This is a genomic window from Streptomyces sp. NPDC044003 (assembly GCF_056435185.1).
The window spans coordinates 806,302-825,684 of sequence record NZ_JBWKFA010000002.1 but is presented as its reverse complement, the minus strand read 5'-3'; the positions used below and the strand labels follow the sequence as shown (position 1 = coordinate 825,684).

Here is a 19,383-nt window from a genome sequence, read left to right as displayed (position 1 = left end):
CGGATCCCAGGACATAGCGTCGGTCTGACGATTACACTGGGCGGGTGCCTCAACTACGCCTCGCCCTGAATCAGATCGACTCGACCGTCGGAGACATCGCCGGGAACGCCGAGGCGATCGTGCACTGGACCCGGCACGCCGCCGGGCAGGGCGCGCATCTCGTCGCGTTCCCCGAGATGGCGCTGACCGGATATCCCGTCGAGGACCTCGCGCTGCGCTCCTCCTTCGTCGAGGCGTCCCGGACGGCCCTGCGCGGGCTCGCCCGGCGCCTCGCGGACGAGGGGTTCGGCGAGCTGCCGGTCGTCGTCGGCTACCTCGACCGCTCCGAGCGGGCCGAGCCGCGCCTCGGCCGGCCCGCCGGGTCCCCGGAGAACGCCGCCGCCGTCCTGTACGGCGGCGAGGTGGTGCTGCGCTTCGCCAAGCACCACCTGCCGAACTACGGCGTCTTCGACGAGTACCGCTACTTCGTGCAGGGCGACACCCTGCCGGTGGTCCGCGTCCACGGCGTCGACGTGGCCCTCGCGATCTGCGAGGACCTCTGGCAGGAGGGCGGCCGGGTGCCGGCGGCGCGCTCCGCCCGGGCCGGCCTGCTGCTCTCGGTCAACGCCTCGCCGTACGAGCGGAACAAGGACGACACCCGGCTCGAACTGGTCCGCAAGCGGGCCCAGGAGGCCGGCTGCGTCACCGCGTACCTGGCGATGACGGGCGGTCAGGACGAGCTGGTCTTCGACGGCGACTCGATCGTCGTGGACGCGGCAGGCGAAGTCATCGCGCGCGCCCCCCAGTTCGTGGAGGGCAGCGTGATCCTCGACCTGGAGCTGCCGGCGGCCGAGCCGGACGCACCCGAGGGCCTGGTGGACGACGGGCTGCGGATCGACCGGGTGGCGCTCTCCGAGGAGCCGCTGCCGGCGTACGAGCCGGAGCTGACGGGCGGTTACGCGCACCGGCTCGACGACGACGAGGAGGTGTACTCGGCGCTGGTCATCGGGCTGCGGGCCTATGTCGCGAAGAACGGTTTCCGCTCGGTCCTGATCGGCCTGTCCGGCGGCATCGACTCGGCGCTCGTCGCGTCGATCGCCTGCGACGCGCTCGGCGCGGACCAGGTGTACGGCGTGTCGATGCCCTCGAAGTACTCCTCCGACCACTCGCGCGGCGACGCCGCCGAACTGGCCCGCCGCACCGGGCTGCACTTCCGCACCGTGTCGATCGAGCCGATGTTCGACGCGTACATGGGCGCCCTCGGGCTCACCGGCCTGGCCGAGGAGAACCTCCAGTCGCGGCTGCGCGGCACGACGCTGATGGCGCTCTCCAACCAGGAGGGCCACATCGTCCTCGCGCCCGGCAACAAGTCGGAGCTGGCGGTGGGCTATTCGACGCTGTACGGCGACTCCGTCGGCGCGTTCGGGCCCATCAAGGACGTCTACAAGTCGGACGTCTTCCGGCTCGCGCGCTGGCGGAACCGGGCGGCCGAGGACCGCGGCCAGACGCCGCCGATCCCGGAGAGCTCGATCACCAAGCCGCCCAGCGCCGAGCTGCGGCCGGGCCAGGTCGACACGGACTCGCTGCCGGACTACGACGTCCTGGACGCGGTCCTCGCGCTGTACGTGGACCAGGACCAGGGCCTGGACGCCATCGTGGCGGCCGGGTTCGACGAGGAACTCGTGGCGCGGACGCTGCGGATGGTGGACACGGCGGAGTACAAGCGGCGCCAGTACCCGCCGGGCACCAAGATCTCGGCGAAGGGCTTCGGCAAGGACCGGCGGCTGCCGATCACGAACGGCTGGCGGGAGACGACGACCGGCTGACGTCGGCACCGAGGGGGCTTCCCACGACGACGCGGGAGGCCCCCTCCCCCGTACCAGGACGGTCGAGGAGGCCCGCCACCGCCGCGATCGCCAGGCCGACGAGGGTGAGGCCCGCGCCGACGAGCGCCGGGGAGGTCCAGCCCCAGCCCCCGGCGACGGCGGCCCCGCCGGCCCAGGCGCCGCCCGCGTTGGCGAGGTTGAAGGCGGAGTGGTTGGAGGCGGAGGCGAGCGTCGGGGCGTCCTTCGCCTTGTTCATGACCAGCATCTGGAGCGGAGTGGTCGTCATGAACCCGACCGCGCCCAGTACCACCACCGTGACCAGGGCGAGCCAGGGCACGTGGACGGTGAAGCGGAAGGCGACCAGGGCGAGGACGAGGGCCGCGAGCGAGCCGTACAGCGTGGGGCGCAGCGCCCGGTCGGTCAGCGGGCCCGCGGCGAGCGCCCCGCCGGTCATGCCCAGGCCGAAGAGGGCGAGGACGATCGTCACGGTGGAGTCGCCGAAGCCCATCACCTCGGTGGTCATCGAGGCGAGGTACGAGTAGACGGCGAAGACGCCCGCGAAGCCGAAGACGGCCGTGAGCAGGCCGAGCAGCACCTGCGGGCGGCGGAGTGCGCGCACCTCGCCGGCGAGGCCCTGCCGCTCGTCCACCGGGACGTACGGCACGAGGCGGGCGAGCGCGGCCATGGCGAGCAGGCCGATCGCGGAGACCACGAGGAAGGTGGCCCGCCAGCCGAGGTGCTGGCCGAGCAGGGTGGCGGCCGGTACGCCGAGGATGTTGGCGACGGTGAGGCCGAGGAACATCGTGGCGACCGCCCGCGCCTGCCGGTCCTCACGCACCAGCCGGGCGGCGACGACCGCGCCGAGGCCGAAGAACGCGCCGTGCGGGAGTCCGGCGAGGACCCGGCCCGCGACGAGCCAGCCGAAGCCGGGGGCGAGCGCGGAGGCCAGGTTGCCGACGGTGAAGAGCGCCATGAGCAGGAGCAGCATCCTCCTGCGCGGGATGCGCGAGCCGAGCGCGGTGAGCAGCGGGGCGCCGACGACGACGCCGATCGCGTACGCCGAGACGAGGTACCCGGCGGTGGGGACGGAGGTGCCGAGGTCGTCGGCGACCTGCGGGAGCAGGCCCATCATCACGAATTCGGTGGTGCCGATGCCGAAGGCGGAGACGGCGAGCGCGAGCAGCGCCAGGGGCATGGGTGGAGCCTTTCCGGAAGTTAGTTCTTCGACGGAACAAAGCGTCTCAGACGTTTTCTTCCCGGCGGCGTCCGGAGGATGAAGGACAGATTTCAGAGCTTCACGGTCAGAGCTTCACGGTCAGAGCATCACGTGTCAGAGCTTCACGCGGGCGGCGATGGGGAGGTGGTCGCTGTTCGTCTCCGGCAGCGCCCAGGAGGACATCGGCTCCACGCCCTTGACCATGATCTGGTCGATGCGGGCCATCGGGAACGAGGCCGGCCAGCTGAAGCCGAAGCCGTCGCCCGCGGCGCCCTGGGTGGAGCGCAGCTGCGAGGTGACGGCGTTGAGCGCGCGGTCGTTCATCGTGCCGTTGAGGTCGCCGAGGAGGACGATCCGCTCGTGCCGGTCGTCGGCGATGGCCGCGCCGAGCGCGACGGCGCTGGAGTCGCGCTGGTTGGCGGTGAAGCCGGCGTTCATCTTGACCCGTACCGAAGGCAGATGGGCGACGTACACGGCCACCTCGCCCTTCGGGGTGACGACGGAGGCGCGCATGGCGCGGGTCCAGCCCATGTGGATGTCGACGGGCTGCGCGGCGCGCAGCGGCAGCCTGCTCCAGAGCCCGACCGTGCCCTGGACGGAGTGGTACGGGTAGGCCTTGGCGAGGCCCTTCTCGTAGACCGGGACCATGTCGCCCTTCAGCTCCTCCAGGGCGAGCACGTCGGCGCCGGAGGCGGCGAGCGCGCGGGCGGTGCCCTCGGGGTCGGGGTTGTCGGCGTTCACGTTGTGGGTGGCGACGGTCAGGTCGCCGCCCGGGGCCGACTTGTCGGCGACGAGACCGCCGAAGAGGTTGAGCCACACCGCGGCCGGAAGGAGCAGGGCGATCAGCGCGGTGGCGGAGCGGCGCACGAGGGCGAGCACGAGGAGAAGCGGCACGAAGAGGCCGAGCCAGGGCAGGAAGGTCTCGGTGAGACTGCCCAGGTTGCCGATCCGGTTCGGGATGTCCGAGTGGAACACCATGAGCAGCGTGAGCGCCACCGCCGTCGCGGCGAGCAGGACGCCCCGGCGCCAGATGCCCCGGTCGTGGCGGAGTCCGTCGAGCGCGGTCCGGAACCGGGACCGGGGACGCTCGTGCCCCGCACCGTCGTGGTCGGTCTCCGTCATGTCCACCCGCGCCATCGCACTGTCCTCACTGCCTTGCTGCCGTGCTGTCCCGCTCCGTGACCCGACGTCGACACTAGGCGATGACGGGTCCGTCGTACTCACCCAGGGACGACCTGGGCGCGTGGCGGGTTCCTGCAGGTGGCGCGGGCGGGGAGGCTGTGACAGAACGCGCACATTCGTACGGTTCAGGGACGGGGGCGCACGCCCTCCATGACGGCGTCGACGACCCGCTCGGCGAGACCGGGGTCCAGGGTGGCGCCGGGCCGGATGACGGTACGGAGGAGCAGCGGGCCGGTGAAGAGGTCGTTGACGAACTCGACGTCGAGGTCGTCGCGGATCTCCCCCAGCTCCATGCCGCGCCGCACCGTGTCGAGGCCGAGGCGGCGGCGCGGTTCGATGACGGTGTTCTGGTAAGCCTCCCACAGCTTGGGATAGGCCTGCATCTGCGAGAACACGTTGTGGAGCAGGGCGGAGGAGCGCTTGGCGAGGCCGCGCTGCCGCAGCATCTCCAGGAGCATGACCAGGTCGTCCCGGACGGAGGTGCCGGTGAGCACCGGGTCCTGGGGCTCCACCGAGCGGAGCAGCTCGACGAAGAGCTCCTCCTTGCCGGGCCAGCGGCGGTAGATGGTGGCCTTGCCGACGCCGGCCGTGCGGGCGATCCGCTCGATGGACAGCTCGGTGAGCGGGACGCCCTCCTCCAGGAGCCCGCCGACGGCATCGAAGATCGCCTGCTCGACGGCCTCGGACCGGGGCCGGCCGCGGCGGGCGGCGGTCGCCTGCCCCGGGGGCACGTCGTCCTGGGGTTCGGGGTTCCCGCTGTCCTGCAGGGACACGTGCGCTCCGTCTCTCATCCGGGGTACTGCCTCTGTCGTCCCCCCGATTCTCCCGCACCCCCCGGACCCGTTGTGGGCATGCGTTCCGCCGGGGCGATGGGGGTCCCCCCTGCTCGAGCGAAGCCGAGAGCTTGGGGGAGGGTGGGCACAACGGAACGGCGCCCTCGCCGGCGCCGGAGGCTTCCGCGCCCTGACCCGCACCCCGTGTGCACCGTCGCTGGTGGTGCGGGTCCAGGCGCGGAACGCGGAGGCGCCGCTAGAGGGCGCCGTCCCGTGTGCCCACCCGTCCCGCCCCAGCGGGACGATTGCCCACACGGGCGGGACGGTGGGGCGCAGGCGGGGCTAGCCGGCCCTGGTCGCGGCCGGGGTCTGGTCCGGGGTCGCACCGGTACCCGCACCGGCGTCCCCGCCCGGCGCCCCGCCACCCGCCCGGCCCGGGAGGAAGATCGCGACCACCGCCGCCCCCGCGAGCCCGATCGCCGCCGAGGCCATCGCCGTGACGTGCATGGCGTCCAGGAAGGCCGTGTACGCCGGGGCGACCAGGTCCTTGCCCGCCGGGCCGAGCCTCGAAGCGACCGCGAGCGTCGCCTCGACGGATTCGCCCGCCGTGTCGCGCAGGGCCGCCGGGACGTTGCCCAGGTGCCCCTCGATCTCGCCCCGGTACGTGGAGGAGAGCACCGAGCCGAGGACGGCCACGCCCAGTGCGCCGCCGACCTGCCGGAAGGTGTTGTTGATCGCGGAGCCGGAGCCCGCCTTCTCGCGGGGCAGCGCCTGCATGATCGCGACCGTGACCGGCGGCATGATGTGGGCCATGCCCGCGCCCTGGAGGAAGAAGACGACTTCGAGGACCCAGACGGGCGTCGTGGCGTCGAAGAGGGCGAAGGCCGCCAGGCCGACGGCGACGAGCAGCATGCCGGCGGTGCAGACCGCCCTCGCGCCGAAGCGTTCGACGACGAGCCGGGCCCGGGGCGCGAAGACCATCTGCGCGACGGCGAGCGGCAGGATGAGCAGCCCGGACTCGAGCGCGCTGTAGCCGCGCACGCTCTGCAGGTAGAAGGCGGAGAAGAAGGTCACGCCCATGAGGGCGAAGAAGACGAGGGCGATCGCGGCGACGGCGGCGGAGAACGCCGGCTTCTTGAAGTACGACATGTCGATGGCCGGGTGGTCGCTGCGCCGCTCGTGCAGGACGAAGACGACGAGGACCGCGAGGCCGCCGAGGACGGGCGCGAGGACGGTGACGTCGGTGAAGCTGGCCAGCTCGCCGCCGCGGATGATCCCGTACACGAGGAGGACGAGGCCGACGACGGAGAGCAGCACGCCGGGTATGTCGATGCGGCCGGGGTTCGGGTCCCGGGAGTCGGGCACGAGCCACAGCATCAGGGCGAGGGCGAGGAGCACCACGGGCACGTTGACGAGGAAGATCGAGCCCCACCAGAAGTGCTCCAGGAGGATGCCGCCGGTGATGGGGCCGATCGCGATGGCGAGGCCGACGCTGCCGGCCCAGATGCCGATGGCCTTGGGCTGCTCGTCGCGTTCGAAGACGTTCATGAGGACGGCGAGCGTCGCGGGCATGACGAACGCCGCGCCGAGGCCCATGACGGCCCGGTAGGCGATGAGCTCGCCCGGGGAGCCGGAGAGGGCGGCGAGGGCGGAGCCGATGCCGAAGACGGTGATGCCGAAGAGGAGGACCTTCTTGCGGCCGAGGCGGTCGCCGAGGAGGCCGGAGGTGAAGAGGAGTCCGGCGAAGACGAGCGTGTAGGAGTTGATCGACCACTCCAGCTCGCTCTGGGTGGCGCCGATGCCGGTGGGCGCGGGGGCCGCGATCGTCTTGACCGCGACGTTCAGGATCGAGTTGTCGAGGACGACGATCAGCAGGCTGAGCATGAGGACGCCGAGGACGGCCCAGCGGCGCCGGTGGACGGCCTCGGGGACGCGGGGCCCGGCGGGTACGGCGGGTGCGGTGGACGGCTGTGACATGAGCACCACCCTAGGGGCAATTTCGATACGAGACCGTCTCGTATCGAAAATACTGGGGAAGTCTTTACGTTGCGGCGGTGTGAACAGCGCCACTCCGGCCCACTTCCCCGCCTGCCCGGCGAAGTGCCACCATGGATGTGGTCCGGGGACGCCACAGGGCGCCTCGAGATGACACAGAGGAGCCGTTCACCATGACGCTTCAGGCTGCCCAGAAACCGCCCGCCGACAGCAGCAAGGCGCTGTACGGAGGGAAGGGCACCCGCCGCATCACCGTCCACGACATCGCCGCCGCCAAGGCCCGCGGCGAGAAGTGGCCCATGCTCACCGCCTACGACGCGATGACCGCCTCCGTCTTCGACGAGGCCGGCATCCCGGTGATCCTCGTCGGCGACTCGATGGGCAACTGTCACCTCGGCTACGACACCACCGTGCCCGTCACGATGGACGAGATGACCCTGCTCTCCGCCGCCGTCGTCCGGGGCACCAAGCGCGCCCTCGTCGTCGGCGACCTGCCGTTCGGCTCGTACCAGGAAGGGCCCGTCCAGGCCCTGCGCAACGCCACCCGGCTCGTCAAGGACGCCGGTGTCGGAGCGATCAAGCTGGAGGGCGGCGAGCGCTCGCTGCCGCAGACCGAGCTCCTCGTCCAGGCGGGCATCCCCGTCATGTCCCACCTGGGGCTCACCCCGCAGTCCGTCAACACCATGGGGTACCGGGTGCAGGGCCGCTCCGACGAGGCCGCCCACCGGCTGCTCAGCGACGCCAAGGCGGCGCAGGACGCGGGCGCCTTCGCCCTCGTCCTGGAGCTCGTCCCGGCCGAGCTGGCCGCCGAGGTCACCCGCTCCCTGCACATCCCGACCATCGGCATCGGTGCCGGCGCCGGCACCGACGCGCAGGTCCTCGTCTGGACCGACATGGCCGGACTGACCGGCGGCAAGGTGCCGCGCTTCACCAAGCAGTACGCCAACCTCCGCGAGACGCTCGGCGACGCCGCCCGCGCCTTCGCCGAGGACGTCAGCGGCGGGTCGTTCCCCGCCGAGGAGCACACCTTCCACTAGCCGCAGTGGTACCACCCGACAGCCCGCCGACATCCCCCATCGGCGGGCTGTCGGTCATCCCCCGACAGGCGACCGACAGCCCCGCCGACCGATGTCGGTGGGGCTGTCGGTCGTCTGTCGGGGGATTGTCGGTGGCCCCCTGTTCCATGGTGGACATGACGCGATCACACACCAACGCCGTCGAGGTCCGGGGCCTCGTGAAGCACTTCGGCGCCACCAAGGCCCTCGACGGGGTCGACCTGGACGTCCGGGAAGGCACCGTCCTCGGAGTCCTCGGGCCCAACGGCGCCGGCAAGACCACCCTCGTCCGCTGCCTGTCCACCCTCCTCGTCCCGGACGCCGGGACCGCCACCGTCGCCGGCTACGACGTGGTGAAGCACCCCCGCCAGCTGCGCCGCACCATCGGCCTCACCGGTCAGTACGCCTCGGTCGACGAGAAGCTGTCCGGCTGGGAGAACCTGTACATGATCGGGCGGCTGCTCGACCTCTCCCGCAAGGACTCCCGCGCCCGCGCCGACGAGATGCTGGAGCGCTTCTCCCTCACCGACGCCGCCAAGCGCCCGGCGATGAACTACTCCGGCGGCATGCGGCGCCGCCTCGACCTCGCCGCCTCCATGATCGGGCAGCCGGCCGTCCTCTACCTGGACGAGCCGACCACCGGCCTCGACCCCCGCACCCGCAACGAGGTGTGGGACGAGGTGCAGCGCATGGTCTCCGAGGGCGCGACCGTCCTCCTCACCACGCAGTACATGGAGGAGGCGGAGCAGCTCGCCAACGAGCTGACCGTCATCGACCGGGGCAAGGTCATCGCCAAGGGCGGTGTCGACGAGCTCAAGTCCAAGGTCGGCGGCCGGACCCTCAAGGTCCGCCCGGCGGACCCGGCCGACCTGACCGCCATGGCCGCCGCGCTCCGCGAGACCGGCCTCGACGGAGTCGCCGGCTCGACCGTCGTGCCCGACGAGGGCGTGCTGTACGTGCCGATCCTCGCCGACGAGCAGCTGACCGCCGTCATCGGCCTGTTCGGCGCCCGCGGCTTCGGCATCGCCCACATCGGCACCCATCTGCCCAGCCTGGACGAGGTGTTCCTCGCGATCACCGGCCAGAAGACCGCCGACGCCGAACCTTCCGACGCGATCACCGAGGAGGTCGCCGCGTGAGCACGACCACTGTCACCAAGTCCCCCGCCGACACCCGGGATCCGGGTCCGGCCGCACCGCGCACCGCGCCCGTCGCGGAGGGCCGGATCGGCCTGCGGGCCAACCTCCGCCACATCGGCGCCCTGGCCCGGCGCAACGCCCTCCAGATCAAGCAGGACCCGGAGTCGATGTTCGACGCCGTCCTGATGCCGATCATCTTCATCCTGCTGTTCGTGTACGTCTTCGGCGGCGCCATCGCAGGCAAGGGCAACAACGACGTCTACGTCAACTACGTGACGCCCGGTCTCATGGCCATGATGGGCATGAACATCGCGATGGGCGTCGGCACCGGCATCAACGACGACTTCAAGAAGGGCGTCATGGACCGGTTCCGGACCATGCCGATCGCCCGGTCCTCGGTCCTCATCGCGAAGATCGTCGTCGAGGTGGGCCGGATGCTCATCGCCACCGCGATCCTGCTCGGCATGGGCTTCCTGCTCGGCCTGACGATCCACACCTCGGTCCTGCACCTCTTCGCCGCCATCGGTCTGTCGATGGTCTTCGGTGCCGCCCTGATGTGGATCTTCATCCTGCTCGGCCTCACCATGAAGACGGCCCAGGCCGTCCAGGGCATGGCCATGCTCGTCCTGATGCCGCTGCAGTTCGGCTCCTCGATCTTCGCCCCGCCGACGACGATGCCCGGCTGGCTGCAGACCTTCACCGACTACAACCCGCTGTCCAACCTCGCCGACGCCGCCCGCCACCTCATCAACGGCGGCCCGGTCGCCCACTCGGTGTGGATGACCCTCGGCTGGGCGGCGCTGATCACCGTCGTGACGGCACCGCTCGCGGTCGCCAAGTTCCGCAACAAGACCTGAGTCCCGATCGGGGGATCATGACTCGGCGCGCTCACTGATCGCGTCGGCGGCGCGACCGAGCAGGGCGGCGGCCTCCTCCAGGGAGAGGCCGCCGCCCTCCGCGTATGCCGCCTCGAACTCCCCGTCCACGAGCGCGGACCGGGTCAGTTCCGTCGCCCGCGCCCTGTTCTCCCGCTCCATCGGCGGCGGCAGATGACCGGGCGGCAGCAGCCCCTCGTACGCGCCGAGCAGCACGGCTGCGGTACGGGCCGGAGGGCCGCCGAGCCCGGCCAGCGCCCAGGCGGCACTGACCAGGTGGACCGCCGGCATCTGCGGGGCGACCATCAGCGACAGGGCGCCGAGGGAGCGCTCGTACGCCTGCCGGGCAAGACCGAGCGCCGGGCCGTACCCCTCTTCCAGGTTGAACACCCAGGCCAGGCTGCCCAGCGTGAAGCCCTCGAAGATGGAGAAGGTCTCCGAGCTGAACTCGTCGAGCAGCCGCTCCAGATGCACCCGGGCCTCCGCCGTCCGGCCGGTCCGGCCGAGCAGCAGCGCCAGGAAGATCCGGGCCGCCAGCATCGGCTCGTGACCCCAGCCGTGCTCGCCCTCCACCACCTCCCGCAGGATCCGCTCCGCCTCGTCACGGCGGCCGGTCTCGATCAGCATGTCGGCGTACCGGGCGCGCAGCAGCCCCATCTGGGACTGGGCGCCGATCCGCTCCGCGTACGCGATGGCGTCGGCGTAGTCCTGGGCGGCGCCCTCGAACTCAAGTCGCCGCTCGCGGGCCTCGGCCCGCGAGGACAGTGCCTCGGCCGCGCCCCAGGAATCCCCGAGACGGACGAAGATCCCCAGGCTCTCCTCGGCGTCGGCGCTCGCCCGCTCGGCCAGGTCGGACCGGTTGGCGAGCATGTTGGCGCGCAGCTGGAGGGCGTTGGCGAGCTCCCAGTCGTAGCCGTAGCGGCGGCAGGCGGCGACGTGCGCCTCCAGGGCCTCGCCCATCCGGCCCGGTTCGCCGATGAGGAGGACGGCGAAGACCGCGAAGGAGCCGGGCAGCCGGCAGGTCTGCGGGAGGCCCGGCGGGTAGACCTCGTTGATCCGCCGCAGCCGCTCCACCCCCGCGGGGGTGGTCCAGCGGCCGGTCTCGTGGTCCATGTTGAGCAGTTCGATCAGCCGCACGCCGCGCCGGGCCTCCCAGCGCTGCTCCTCGGAGAGCGGCGGCGGCGCGGCCGTGCACGGCTCGTGCAGCGGTACGACGGGGGCGGCGGGCGTCCCGAACGGGTCGGGGCCCAGCTCGACGACGGACTCGGCCCAGTGCAGGGCGTCGCCGCGCAGATCGCGCATCTGCCAGTACCAGAGCAGCGAGTGGACGAGAACGAGCGCCTCGTCCTCGTCGCGGGCGTCGACGGCCCGGCGCAGGGCGGTGCGGATGTTGCCGTACTCGGTGCCGAGGCGGGCGATGGCCGCGGCCTGGCCCGAGCCGCGCAGCTCGGGGTCGGTACGGCGGGCGAGTTCGCGGTAGTACGTGAGGTGCCGGCGCTCGGCGCCGGTCCGCTCCCCCGCCTCGTCGAGCCGCTCGCCGGCGTACTCGGCGACGGTCTCCAGGAGCCGGTAGCGCATGCCGGTCTCGCCGGGCGCGGCGACCACGAGGGACTTGTCGACGAGGGCCCCGAGCACGTCGAGGACCGGGGTCGTCTCCCCTGCGCAGACCGCCTCGGCCGCCTCCAGGTCGCAGCCGCCCGTGAAGACGGCGAGGCGGCGCAGTACGGCCCGCTCGGCCTCGTCCAGGAGGTCCCAGGACCAGTCGACGACCGCCCGCAGGGTCTGCTGCCGGGGCAGTACGGTCCGGGCGCCGGAGGTCAGGAGCCGGAAGCGGTCGTCGAGCCGGTCCGCGATCTGGCGCAGGGTCAGCATCCGCAGCCGTGCCGCCGCCAGTTCGATCGCCAGCGGCAGACCGTCGAGACGGCGCACGACCTCGCCCGCGGCGGCCGGGTCGTCCTCGACGCGGAAGCCCGGGCGGACCGCCGCGCCCCGCTCGCCGAGCAGCCGCAGCGCCATCCCGGTCGGCAGCGGGCCCAGGGGCCGGATCGCCTCCCCCGGGACGCCCAGCGGCTCCCGGCTCGTGGCGAGCACCCGGAGCTCCGGGCAGCGCGCGAGGAGGGTCTCCGCGAGTTCGGCGGCCGCGGCGACGAGGTGCTCGCAGTTGTCGAGGAGGAGCAGCATCCGCCGCCCGGCACAGTGCTCGACGAGCCGGGCGAGCGGGTCGCCGCCGCCGCGCAGCTCCTCGGCTCCGGCGCCGCGCAGCACGGTCTCGCGGGCGCCGACGGCCGCGAGGACCGCCTCGGGGACGGCCTCCGGGTCCCGTACGGGCGCGAGCTCCGCCACCCACACGCCGTCCGGCCAGTCCCCGGTGCCGCGCTCGGCCGCCTCCTGCGACAACCGGGTCTTCCCGGCCCCGCCGGGCCCGAGCAGCGTCACGAGCCGGGCACCGCGCAGGTCGCCGCGGACGAGGGTGATCTCCTCGTCGCGCCCGACGAAACTGGTGAGCCGCGCGCGCAGATTGCCCCGGAGGGGGGCGCGTGGGGGTTCCGGGGCGAGGAGTTCGGCGTGGAGGGCGCGGAGGGCCGGTGACGGATCGGTGCCGAGGCGGGTGGCGAGGGCACGGCGGACCGACTCGTACGCGGCGAGCGCCTCGGCCGCCCGGCCGGTGTCCCGCAGGGCGCGGATCCGGAGGGCCTGGAGCGGCTCGTCCAGCGGATGGGCGGCGCAGAGGGCGGTGAGCTCGGGGAGGGCGGCGGGCGCGTCGCCGAGAGCGAGGGCCGCGTCGAGCCTGATGCGGCGGGCGTCGAGCCGGCGGGCCTCCCAGCGGGCGGCCTCCGCGTCCCGGTCCGGGAGATCGGCGAGGGCGGGGCCGCGCCAGAGCCCGAGGGCCTCGTCGAGGAGGGCGGCGGCGCGGGCGGGGTCGCCGGCGGTGAGTGCGGCGACGCCTTCGCCGGCGAGGTGCTCGAAACGGCGGGCGTCCACGTCCCCGGGCCGGGCGTCGAGCCGGTAGCCGCCCTCGGCGGACACCACCCGGTCCCGCCCGAGGGCCCTGCGGAGCCGGCCGACGAGGGCCTGGAGCGCGGCGGGGGCGTCGGCGGGCGGTTCGTCGCCGTGCCACACCTCGTCGACGAGGTCGGACACGGGGACGTTCCGGCCGGCCCGCAGGGCGAGGACGGTGAGCAGCGCGCGGACCCTTGGGCCGCCGACGGGGAGGTCGGTGCCGTCGGGAGCACGGGCGGTGGTCGAACCGAGCACGAAGTAACGCACGCCCCCATTCTCCGCGAGCCGACCCCGACGCCCCGCCGCCCCGTTGTGGCCCCGCGTCCCGCCGGGCCGGCACCCACCCCCGTTGTGGGCAACCGCCCCGCAGGCGGATGCCCGCACCGGGGGGTGGAACTCCCCGTGCGGGCCGGTACGTTTCTCGGGCATCTGACCTTCGTCCCCCTGGGAGCCCCCGCGATGACCACGGCCACCACCCGGCGCCACGAACGGCGGATCAGCCCCGTCTTCCTGGCGATCCTCGCCGTCATGGCCGTCACCGGCTGGGCGGTGTGGACGGACTTCGCCGCCTCGCCGGGCCTCGCGGTGTTCCTCTTCGTGACGGCGGCGTGGGTGGTGTCGCTCTGTCTGCACGAGTACGCCCACGCCAGGACCGCCCTGCACGGCGGGGACATCACGGTGGGCGCCAAGGGTTATCTGACGCTCAACCCGCTGGCGTACACGCACGCCGTGCTGAGCATCGTCCTGCCGGTGCTGTTCGTGATCATGGGCGGGATCGGTCTGCCGGGCGGCGCGGTCTTCATCGAGCAGGGCCGGATCAAGGGCCGCTGGAAGCACAGCCTGATCTCGGCGGCGGGCCCGCTGGCCAACGTGCTGTTCGCGCTCGTCTGCACGGCGCCGTTCTGGCTGGGCGCGCTCGACGGCGTGCCGCTCCCGTTCCAGTACGCGCTGGCGTTCCTGGCGTTCCTCCAGGTGACGGCCGCGCTCCTGAACTTCCTGCCGGTGCCGGGTCTTGACGGCTACGGGGTGGTGGAGCCCTGGCTGTCGTACAAGGTGAAGCGGCAGATCGAGCCGTACGCGCCGTACGGCTTCTTCATCGTGATCGCGCTGCTGTTCGTACCGGCGATCAACAACGCCTTCTTCGACGCGATCGACGCCCTGATGCGGGCCCTCGGGGTGCCGGAGCTGTCCCGCTACTGCGGTTCGCAGCTCTTCCGGTTCTGGGAGGAGGCCCCGGAGCTCTGCCGGGCCCGGTAGCACCCCGGCCGGGAGGGGCCGTGCGATCCTCCCGGCCGGGTCCGCCCCGGACAGGCCCTAGCGGAGCCGGGTGGCGGCCCAGCGGGCCCACTCGCGGTTCATCTCGTTGAGGCGGAGCCCGTACTCCAGGGCGATGCGGCCGTACACCGACAGCTGGTCGTCGCCCCAGTCGATCGACCGCTCCAGCCCGCGCAGGGCTTCGAGCTCCCGTTCGGACCTGTCCATCAGCCCGGCGAGGTACCCGCTCGCCTGCTCCCGCGTCAGCACGCCGAGGAAGAAGACCCTCAGCAGGGTTTCGCTGCGGGGGTTGCGCGACGGCGTACGGCTCGAGGGCGGCCGGGCCGTCTCGTACCGCAACCGCTGGGTCCGCACGACCGAGTTCACCGACGGGGCCCGGATGTACGACGAGCAGGGCCGGCGGGATCTCACCGCGGGGCCGGCCAACACCCACGTCGTCCGGCACGCCGGCCGCACCCTCGCTCTCGTCGAGACGGCCCTGCCCTACGAGCTCACCCCCGCGCTCGACACCGTCGGTCCGTACGACTTCGGCGGCCGGCTGGCGACCGCGATGACCGCGCACCCCAAGACCTGCCCCCTCACCGGGGAACTGCACTTCTTCGGCTACGGGATCGCGGAGGCCCCGTATCTCACCTACCACCGGGCCGACGCCTCCGGCGAGCTGACGGTCAGCCGGCCGGTGGAGGTGCCGGGGCCGACGATGATGCACGACTTCGGCCTCACGGCCGGGCACGTCGTCTTCCTGGACCTGCCGGTGGTCTTCGACCTCGGCCTCGCCGGCACCGGCACGATGCCGTACCGCTGGGACGACGGGTACGGGGCCCGGCTCGGCGTGCTGCGCCGCGACGACCCGTACGGGCGGGTGCGCTGGTTCGGCGTCGACCCCTGCTACGTGTTCCACGTGCTCAACGCGTACGACGCGGCGGACGGGACGATCGTCGTCCACGTCATGCGCTACCCCGAGCTGTGGCGGCGCGCCGCGGACGGGACGGTCGACCGGAGCGGGGAGGCCGTGCTGTGGGAGTGGACGATCGACCCCGCCACGGGGACCGTCCGGGAGGAACAGTGCGACGACCGCCCGGGCGAGTTCCCGCGGGTGGACGACCGACTGGCCGGGCTACGGGCCACGCACGGGCACGTGACCTGCGGAAACTCGCTGGTGCGCTACGACCTGGGCGAGGGGTCGTCCGTCACCCACGACTTCGGGCCGGCCCGCACGCCCGGTGAGGCCTCGTTCGCCCCGGCCGCCGACGGGTCCCCGGCCGGCTGGCTCATGTCGTACGTCCACGACGCCGGCTCCGGCCGCAGCGACCTGGTCGTCCTCGACGCCGACGACCTCGCGGCCGAACCGGTGGCCACGATCCGTCTGCCGGCCCGGGTGCCGCACGGCTTCCACGGCAACTGGCTGCCGGACCTGCCGTAGTCCCCGGCCGCATGGTCCCGGGCCGCGTGGTCCCGGGCCGCGTGGTCCCCGGCCGCATGGTCCCGGGCCGCGTGGTCCCCGGCCGCCCCGGGCGATCCGTCCGGGGCTCGGTCAGCCCTGGGACGCCGCGGCCTTCTCGACCTTCGCGCGGCGGATGTAGTACCAGGCCATGTTCGAGGAGAGGCCCGCCAGGAGGACCCAGACGACGCCGAGGAAGCTGCCCTCGATGAAGGAGACGACGGCCGCGGCGACGGCCAGGGCGCAGACCACGAGGGAGTAGAGGGCGAGGCGGGGCATGGGGTCGGCTCCTGTCCGGATACGGCGTTTGGTGCCCGTCCAGTGTCCCCCATGCCCCGATCCGCGACGGGACCGGCTCAGACGTCCGTGACGCGCAGGCCCGCGTGCGCCTTGTAGCGGCGGTTGACCGAGATCAGGTTGGCGACGAGCGACTCGACCTGGTGGGCGTTGCGCAGCCGCCCGGCGAAGACGCCCCGCATGCCGGCGATGCGGCCGGCGAGGGCCTGGACGATCTCGACGTCGGCGCGCTCCTCGCCGAGGACCATGACGTCCGTGTCGATCTCCTCGATGGAGGTGTCCTTGAGGAGGACCGCGGAGAGGTGGTGGAAGGCGGCGGCGACCCGGGAGTCCGGGAGGAGCGCGGCGGCCTGCTCGGCGGCGGAGCCCTCCTCGGGCTTGAGGGCGTAGGCGCCCTTCTTGTCGAAGCCGAGCGGGTTGACGCAGTCCACGACGAGCTTGCCGCGGAGCTCCTCGCGCAGGGACTCCAGGGTCTTGGCGTGCCCCTCCCACGGAACGGCGACGATCACGATGTCGCTGCGGCGGGCGGTCTCGGCGTTGTCGGCGCCCTCGACGCCGTGGCCGATCTCCGCGGCGACGTCCTGCGCGCGGTCGGCGGCGCGGGAGCCGATGATCACCTTCTGGCCGGCCTTGGCCAGCCGGTAGGCGAGGCCGCGGCCCTGGTCGCCGGTGCCGCCGAGGACGCCGACGACGAGACCGGACACGTCGGGGAGGTCCCACGGGTCCTTGGGGGCGGGCTTGCTCTCAGTCGTAGTCATGGCCCCGACATTACCGACCGGTCGGGCCCCTCGGGACGGGCTCGGCCACCGCGCCCCTACCAGCGCGCCGGCGGCGGGGCCGTCAGCCGGTCCGCGAGGTCCGAGAGGCGGTCCCGGAAGCGGCGGGTTCCGCGGGGTGACGGCAGGCTGTTCTCCCCGGCCGCCGCGCTCACCAGGTGCTGCACCGTGTCCAGGTCGACCCCGGCGCCCTCCGTCACGGTGAGCGTCTCGTGCGCGAGGCCCCGCACCTCCTCGTCGCCCCCGTCGAGCGTGAGCACCGTCGCCCCCGCGCGCCGGGCGTCGTGCACCCGCTGGAGCAGCCCCGCGTCCGGACGCTCGGGCGCCACCATGAGCAGGGTCGCCCCGCGCCCGGCGGCCTCCAGGCGGCCGAGGCCGACGGCCAGGTGCGCCGGGTCCCCGGGCCGCACCCGGTGCCGTACGAGGGTCGGTGCCAGCTCCGGGAGGCCCGACCAGGCGGACTCGTCGACGAGGTGTGCCGCCAGGTGCCACGGCTCGTACTCCTCCGTCCCCACGAGGAGCAGTCCGCCGCGGTGCGGCACGACGGAGGACCGGAGCGCGCCCGCGAACCGGCGGGCCGCCCCCGGCCACTCCGTCCCGGCGAGCACTTCCCGCAGCAACGCGACCCGTACGGCATCCATGGGCCCGCATCCTGCCCGAGCCGGGGCCCGCGCGCGGCCGATCGGCGAGCTTCCACCCGTACGGGACGCAGGGCGCGGCGCCCGTAATTCGGTTGCTACCCCCATCCGGCGGACGGATCATGACCCTTCGTGTCCTCCCCCCTCTCCCGGCTCTCCGCCCTGCTGCCCGATCTCGCGCCGTGGCGTTCCTCCGCCGACTTCCGGCTCCTGTGGGTGCAGGGGCTCGTCACGTACTTCGGCAGCGCGATGGCGATGATCGCCCTGCCGCTCCAGATCAAGGAGCTGACGGGTTCCCCGCTCGCCGTCGGTGCGATGGGCGCGGTCGAGCTGGTGCCGCTCGTGGTGTTCGGCCTGTACGGCGGGGCGCTCGCGGACGCGGTCGACCGGCGGAAGGTGATCCTCTGGACGGAGGCGGGGCTCGGGCTGCTCGCCCTGCTCCTGCTGCTCAACTCGCTGCTCCCGGACCCGATGCTCTGGCCGCTGTACGTGGTCGCGGCCGGGGTGTCGGCGCTCGCGGGGCTCCAGCGTCCGGCGCTCGACTCGCTGCTCGCCCGAATCGTGCCGCACGACCAGCAGACGGCGGCGGCCGCGCTGAACTCGCTGCGCTGGCAGATCGGCTCGATCGCGGGCCCGGCCGTCGCAGGCCTGGTGGTGGCGTACGCGGGTCACGCGCCCGCGTACGGGGCGACGGTCGCCTGTTTCGCGGTCTCGGTCCTGATGTGCCGCCGTCTCTCCCCCGCGCCGCCCGCGCACGACGCGGAGAAGCCCTCGCTGCGGGGCATCGCGGAGGGGGCGCGGTACGCCTGGTCGCGGCCGGTGCTGCTCGGCACGTATGTGATCGACCTGGCGGCGATGCTGTTCGCCTTCCCGAACACGATCTTCCCGTTCCTCGCGGACGAGCTGGACGCGGACTGGTCGCTCGGTCTGATGTACGCGGCCGGCTCGGTCGGCTCCCTCGTCCTCGGCCTGACCAGCGGCTGGACCTCGAAGGTGCGGCGGCACGGGCTGCTCGTGGCCGGGGGCGCGGCGGGCTGGGGTCTGGCGATCGCGGCGGCCGGCTGGTTCGGCAACGTGTGGCTGGTGCTGCTGTGCCTGGCCTTCGCAGGCGCGGGCGACATGCTGAGCGGGCTCGGCCGGGCGACGATCTGGAACCAGACGATCCCGGAGGAGCTGCGCGGCCGGCTCGCCGGCATCGAGGTGCTCTCCTACAGCGTGGGCCCGCAGCTGGGCCAGGTCCGGGCGGGCGTGATGGCCGGCTGGACCGGCACCCGGGCGGCCGTCTGGACGGGTGGCGTGGCGTGCGTCGCCTCGGTGGGCCTGCTGTGCCTGGCGCTGCCGAAGCTCCTCACGTACGACTCGGCGACGGACGAGGACTCCCTGCGGCGGAAGGCCCAGCAGGAGGCGACGCAGCGCGAGACCGCCCAGGCCGCCGAGGTCGCCTGAGCGTCGCCTGCGGACCCGCGACCTCCGAGGACCCGCCGACCGGCGACCGCTGAGGACCCGCCGACCCGCGGACCCGCGGACCCGCCGGCTCACGGACCCGCCGGCTCACGGACCCGCCGGCTCGCGGACCCGCGACCTCTGAGGACCCGCGGGCCCAGGACTCCACAGGCCGGAGTCCGGGGCCCCGGGCGGCTACTCCTCCGGCGTCTTGTCCTTCCCCGCCGCGTCGTGCCAGCGCGGGTCCGTCTCCCACTCCAGGTTCCGCTCGCGGGCGGTCTCCATGGCGTGGGTGGCCTCCTCACGGCTGGTGTACGGGCCGAAGCGGTTCTTCGCCGGGCACTCGGGGCCCTCCTCGACCTTCTTGTGCTCCAGGCAGTAGTACCACTCGCCCGGTTTGCCCGTGGGGCGCTTCTTGAACAGGGCCATCGTCTTCGGCTCCTTCCTCCGAGACCATGCTGCCCCAGACCCGG

The 19,383-nt window shown here is 73.1% G+C and carries 16 protein-coding genes and 1 pseudogene; 7 read left to right on the top strand and 10 right to left on the bottom strand.

Translation table 11 applies throughout. The features are described from left to right. Window positions 1-44: 44 nt before the first annotated feature. Window positions 45-1,805, top strand: coding sequence for an NAD+ synthase (locus AC07AW_RS10395; protein WP_478815012.1), 1,761 nt, complete (start codon window positions 45-47; stop codon window positions 1,803-1,805). Here the strand turns inward: AC07AW_RS10395 and AC07AW_RS10390 are convergent. The 4 genes from AC07AW_RS10390 to AC07AW_RS10375 all read right to left on the bottom strand — a co-directional run bounded on the left by AC07AW_RS10390 (window position 1,771) and on the right by AC07AW_RS10375 (window position 6,953). Continuing rightward, the gene (locus AC07AW_RS10390; protein ID WP_478815011.1) at window positions 1,771-3,000 is read right to left on the bottom strand and encodes an MFS transporter; all 1,230 of its coding nucleotides are present in this window, start codon (window positions 2,998-3,000) and stop codon (window positions 1,771-1,773) included. The genes AC07AW_RS10395 and AC07AW_RS10390 overlap by 35 nt on opposite strands. Window positions 3,001-3,135: 135 nt before the next feature. Then, a complete protein-coding gene (locus tag AC07AW_RS10385; RefSeq protein ID WP_478815010.1) occupies window positions 3,136-4,158 on the bottom strand; it encodes an endonuclease/exonuclease/phosphatase family protein in 1,023 nt (340 codons plus the stop codon). 170 nt (window positions 4,159-4,328) lie between these two features. Further along, window positions 4,329-4,976, bottom strand: coding sequence for a TetR/AcrR family transcriptional regulator (locus AC07AW_RS10380; RefSeq protein ID WP_478815009.1), 648 nt, complete (start codon window positions 4,974-4,976; stop codon window positions 4,329-4,331). A gap of 342 nt (window positions 4,977-5,318) precedes the next feature. Further along, window positions 5,319-6,953, bottom strand: a complete 1,635-nt coding sequence (locus AC07AW_RS10375) for an MFS transporter (RefSeq protein WP_478815008.1) — start codon at window positions 6,951-6,953, stop codon at window positions 5,319-5,321. A 191-nt stretch (window positions 6,954-7,144) separates the two neighbouring features. On the opposite strand from AC07AW_RS10375, the gene panB reads away from it, so the two are divergent. The 3 genes from panB (at window position 7,145) to AC07AW_RS10360 (ending at window position 10,022) form a co-directional block, all read left to right on the top strand. Beyond that, on the top strand, window positions 7,145-8,008 hold the full coding sequence (gene panB, locus AC07AW_RS10370) for a 3-methyl-2-oxobutanoate hydroxymethyltransferase (RefSeq protein ID WP_478815007.1): 864 nt from the start codon (window positions 7,145-7,147) through the stop codon (window positions 8,006-8,008). Between the two features lie 146 nt (window positions 8,009-8,154). After that, entirely contained in the window at window positions 8,155-9,165 is a 1,011-nt protein-coding gene (locus AC07AW_RS10365; RefSeq protein WP_478815330.1) for an ATP-binding cassette domain-containing protein, read from the top strand. After that, complete coding sequence (locus AC07AW_RS10360) at window positions 9,162-10,022, top strand: ABC transporter permease (RefSeq protein WP_478815006.1); 861 nt, start codon at window positions 9,162-9,164, stop codon at window positions 10,020-10,022. Before AC07AW_RS10365 ends, AC07AW_RS10360 begins: the two co-directional genes overlap by 4 nt. A gap of 15 nt (window positions 10,023-10,037) precedes the next feature. Here the strand turns inward: AC07AW_RS10360 and AC07AW_RS10355 are convergent, their stop codons facing one another. Continuing rightward, a complete protein-coding gene (locus AC07AW_RS10355; RefSeq protein ID WP_478815005.1) occupies window positions 10,038-13,307 on the bottom strand; it encodes an AfsR/SARP family transcriptional regulator in 3,270 nt (1,089 codons plus the stop codon). Window positions 13,308-13,499: 192 nt separating this feature from the next. On the opposite strand from AC07AW_RS10355, the gene AC07AW_RS10350 reads away from it, so the two are divergent. After that, entirely contained in the window at window positions 13,500-14,297 is a 798-nt protein-coding gene (locus AC07AW_RS10350; protein WP_478815004.1) for a site-2 protease family protein, read from the top strand. 57 nt (window positions 14,298-14,354) lie between these two features. Here AC07AW_RS10350 and AC07AW_RS10345 read toward each other — a convergent pair whose 3' ends face one another. Continuing rightward, the gene (locus tag AC07AW_RS10345; RefSeq protein ID WP_478815329.1) at window positions 14,355-14,669 is read right to left on the bottom strand and encodes a virulence activator alpha C-terminal domain-containing protein; all 315 of its coding nucleotides are present in this window, start codon (window positions 14,667-14,669) and stop codon (window positions 14,355-14,357) included. Here AC07AW_RS10345 and AC07AW_RS10340 point away from each other — a divergent pair. After that, window positions 14,602-15,738 (top strand): annotated as a pseudogene (locus tag AC07AW_RS10340) (carotenoid oxygenase family protein); the annotation flags it as partial. The gene AC07AW_RS10345 and the pseudogene AC07AW_RS10340 overlap by 68 nt on opposite strands. A gap of 111 nt (window positions 15,739-15,849) precedes the next feature. Here the strand turns inward: AC07AW_RS10340 and AC07AW_RS10335 are convergent. The 3 genes from AC07AW_RS10335 to AC07AW_RS10325 all read right to left on the bottom strand — a co-directional run bounded on the left by AC07AW_RS10335 (window position 15,850) and on the right by AC07AW_RS10325 (window position 17,470). Continuing rightward, window positions 15,850-16,035 carry a hypothetical protein gene (locus AC07AW_RS10335; protein WP_478815003.1) on the bottom strand — a complete coding sequence of 62 codons (186 nt, stop codon included), beginning with the start codon at window positions 16,033-16,035 and terminating at the stop codon, window positions 15,850-15,852. Between the two features lie 77 nt (window positions 16,036-16,112). After that, complete coding sequence (gene npdG, locus AC07AW_RS10330; protein WP_478815002.1) at window positions 16,113-16,811, bottom strand: NADPH-dependent F420 reductase; 699 nt, start codon at window positions 16,809-16,811, stop codon at window positions 16,113-16,115. A gap of 56 nt (window positions 16,812-16,867) precedes the next feature. After that, window positions 16,868-17,470 (bottom strand): hypothetical protein, encoded by a 603-nt coding sequence (locus tag AC07AW_RS10325; protein ID WP_478815001.1) that lies wholly within the window; start codon window positions 17,468-17,470, stop codon window positions 16,868-16,870. Between the two features lie 129 nt (window positions 17,471-17,599). Here AC07AW_RS10325 and AC07AW_RS10320 point away from each other — a divergent pair, with 129 nt between their 5' ends. Further along, complete coding sequence (locus tag AC07AW_RS10320) at window positions 17,600-18,913, top strand: MFS transporter (protein ID WP_478815000.1); 1,314 nt, start codon at window positions 17,600-17,602, stop codon at window positions 18,911-18,913. 192 nt (window positions 18,914-19,105) lie between these two features. On the opposite strand, the gene AC07AW_RS10315 is transcribed toward AC07AW_RS10320, so the two are convergent. Beyond that, on the bottom strand, window positions 19,106-19,339 hold the full coding sequence (locus tag AC07AW_RS10315) for a hypothetical protein (RefSeq protein WP_478814999.1): 234 nt from the start codon (window positions 19,337-19,339) through the stop codon (window positions 19,106-19,108). Between the last annotated feature and the right edge of the window lie 44 nt (window positions 19,340-19,383).

Bases quoted from the DNA above. Each gene is read 5' to 3' on its own strand.
- AC07AW_RS10390 (WP_478815011.1), bottom strand. From the start codon at position 3,000: ATGCCCCTGGCGCTGCTCGCGCTCGCCGTCTCCGCCTTCGGCATCGGC.
- AC07AW_RS10385 (WP_478815010.1), bottom strand. From the start codon at position 4,158: ATGGCGCGGGTGGACATGACGGAGACCGACCACGACGGTGCGGGGCAC.
- AC07AW_RS10375 (WP_478815008.1), bottom strand. From the start codon at position 6,953: ATGTCACAGCCGTCCACCGCACCCGCCGTACCCGCCGGGCCCCGCGTC.
- panB (WP_478815007.1), top strand. From the start codon at position 7,145: ATGACGCTTCAGGCTGCCCAGAAACCGCCCGCCGACAGCAGCAAGGCG.
- AC07AW_RS10365 (WP_478815330.1), top strand. From the start codon at position 8,155: ATGGTGGACATGACGCGATCACACACCAACGCCGTCGAGGTCCGGGGC.
- AC07AW_RS10350 (WP_478815004.1), top strand. From the start codon at position 13,500: ATGACCACGGCCACCACCCGGCGCCACGAACGGCGGATCAGCCCCGTC.
- AC07AW_RS10335 (WP_478815003.1), bottom strand. From the start codon at position 16,035: ATGCCCCGCCTCGCCCTCTACTCCCTCGTGGTCTGCGCCCTGGCCGTC.
- npdG (WP_478815002.1), bottom strand. From the start codon at position 16,811: ATGACTACGACTGAGAGCAAGCCCGCCCCCAAGGACCCGTGGGACCTC.
- AC07AW_RS10325 (WP_478815001.1), bottom strand. From the start codon at position 17,470: ATGGATGCCGTACGGGTCGCGTTGCTGCGGGAAGTGCTCGCCGGGACG.
- AC07AW_RS10315 (WP_478814999.1), bottom strand. From the start codon at position 19,339: ATGGCCCTGTTCAAGAAGCGCCCCACGGGCAAACCGGGCGAGTGGTAC.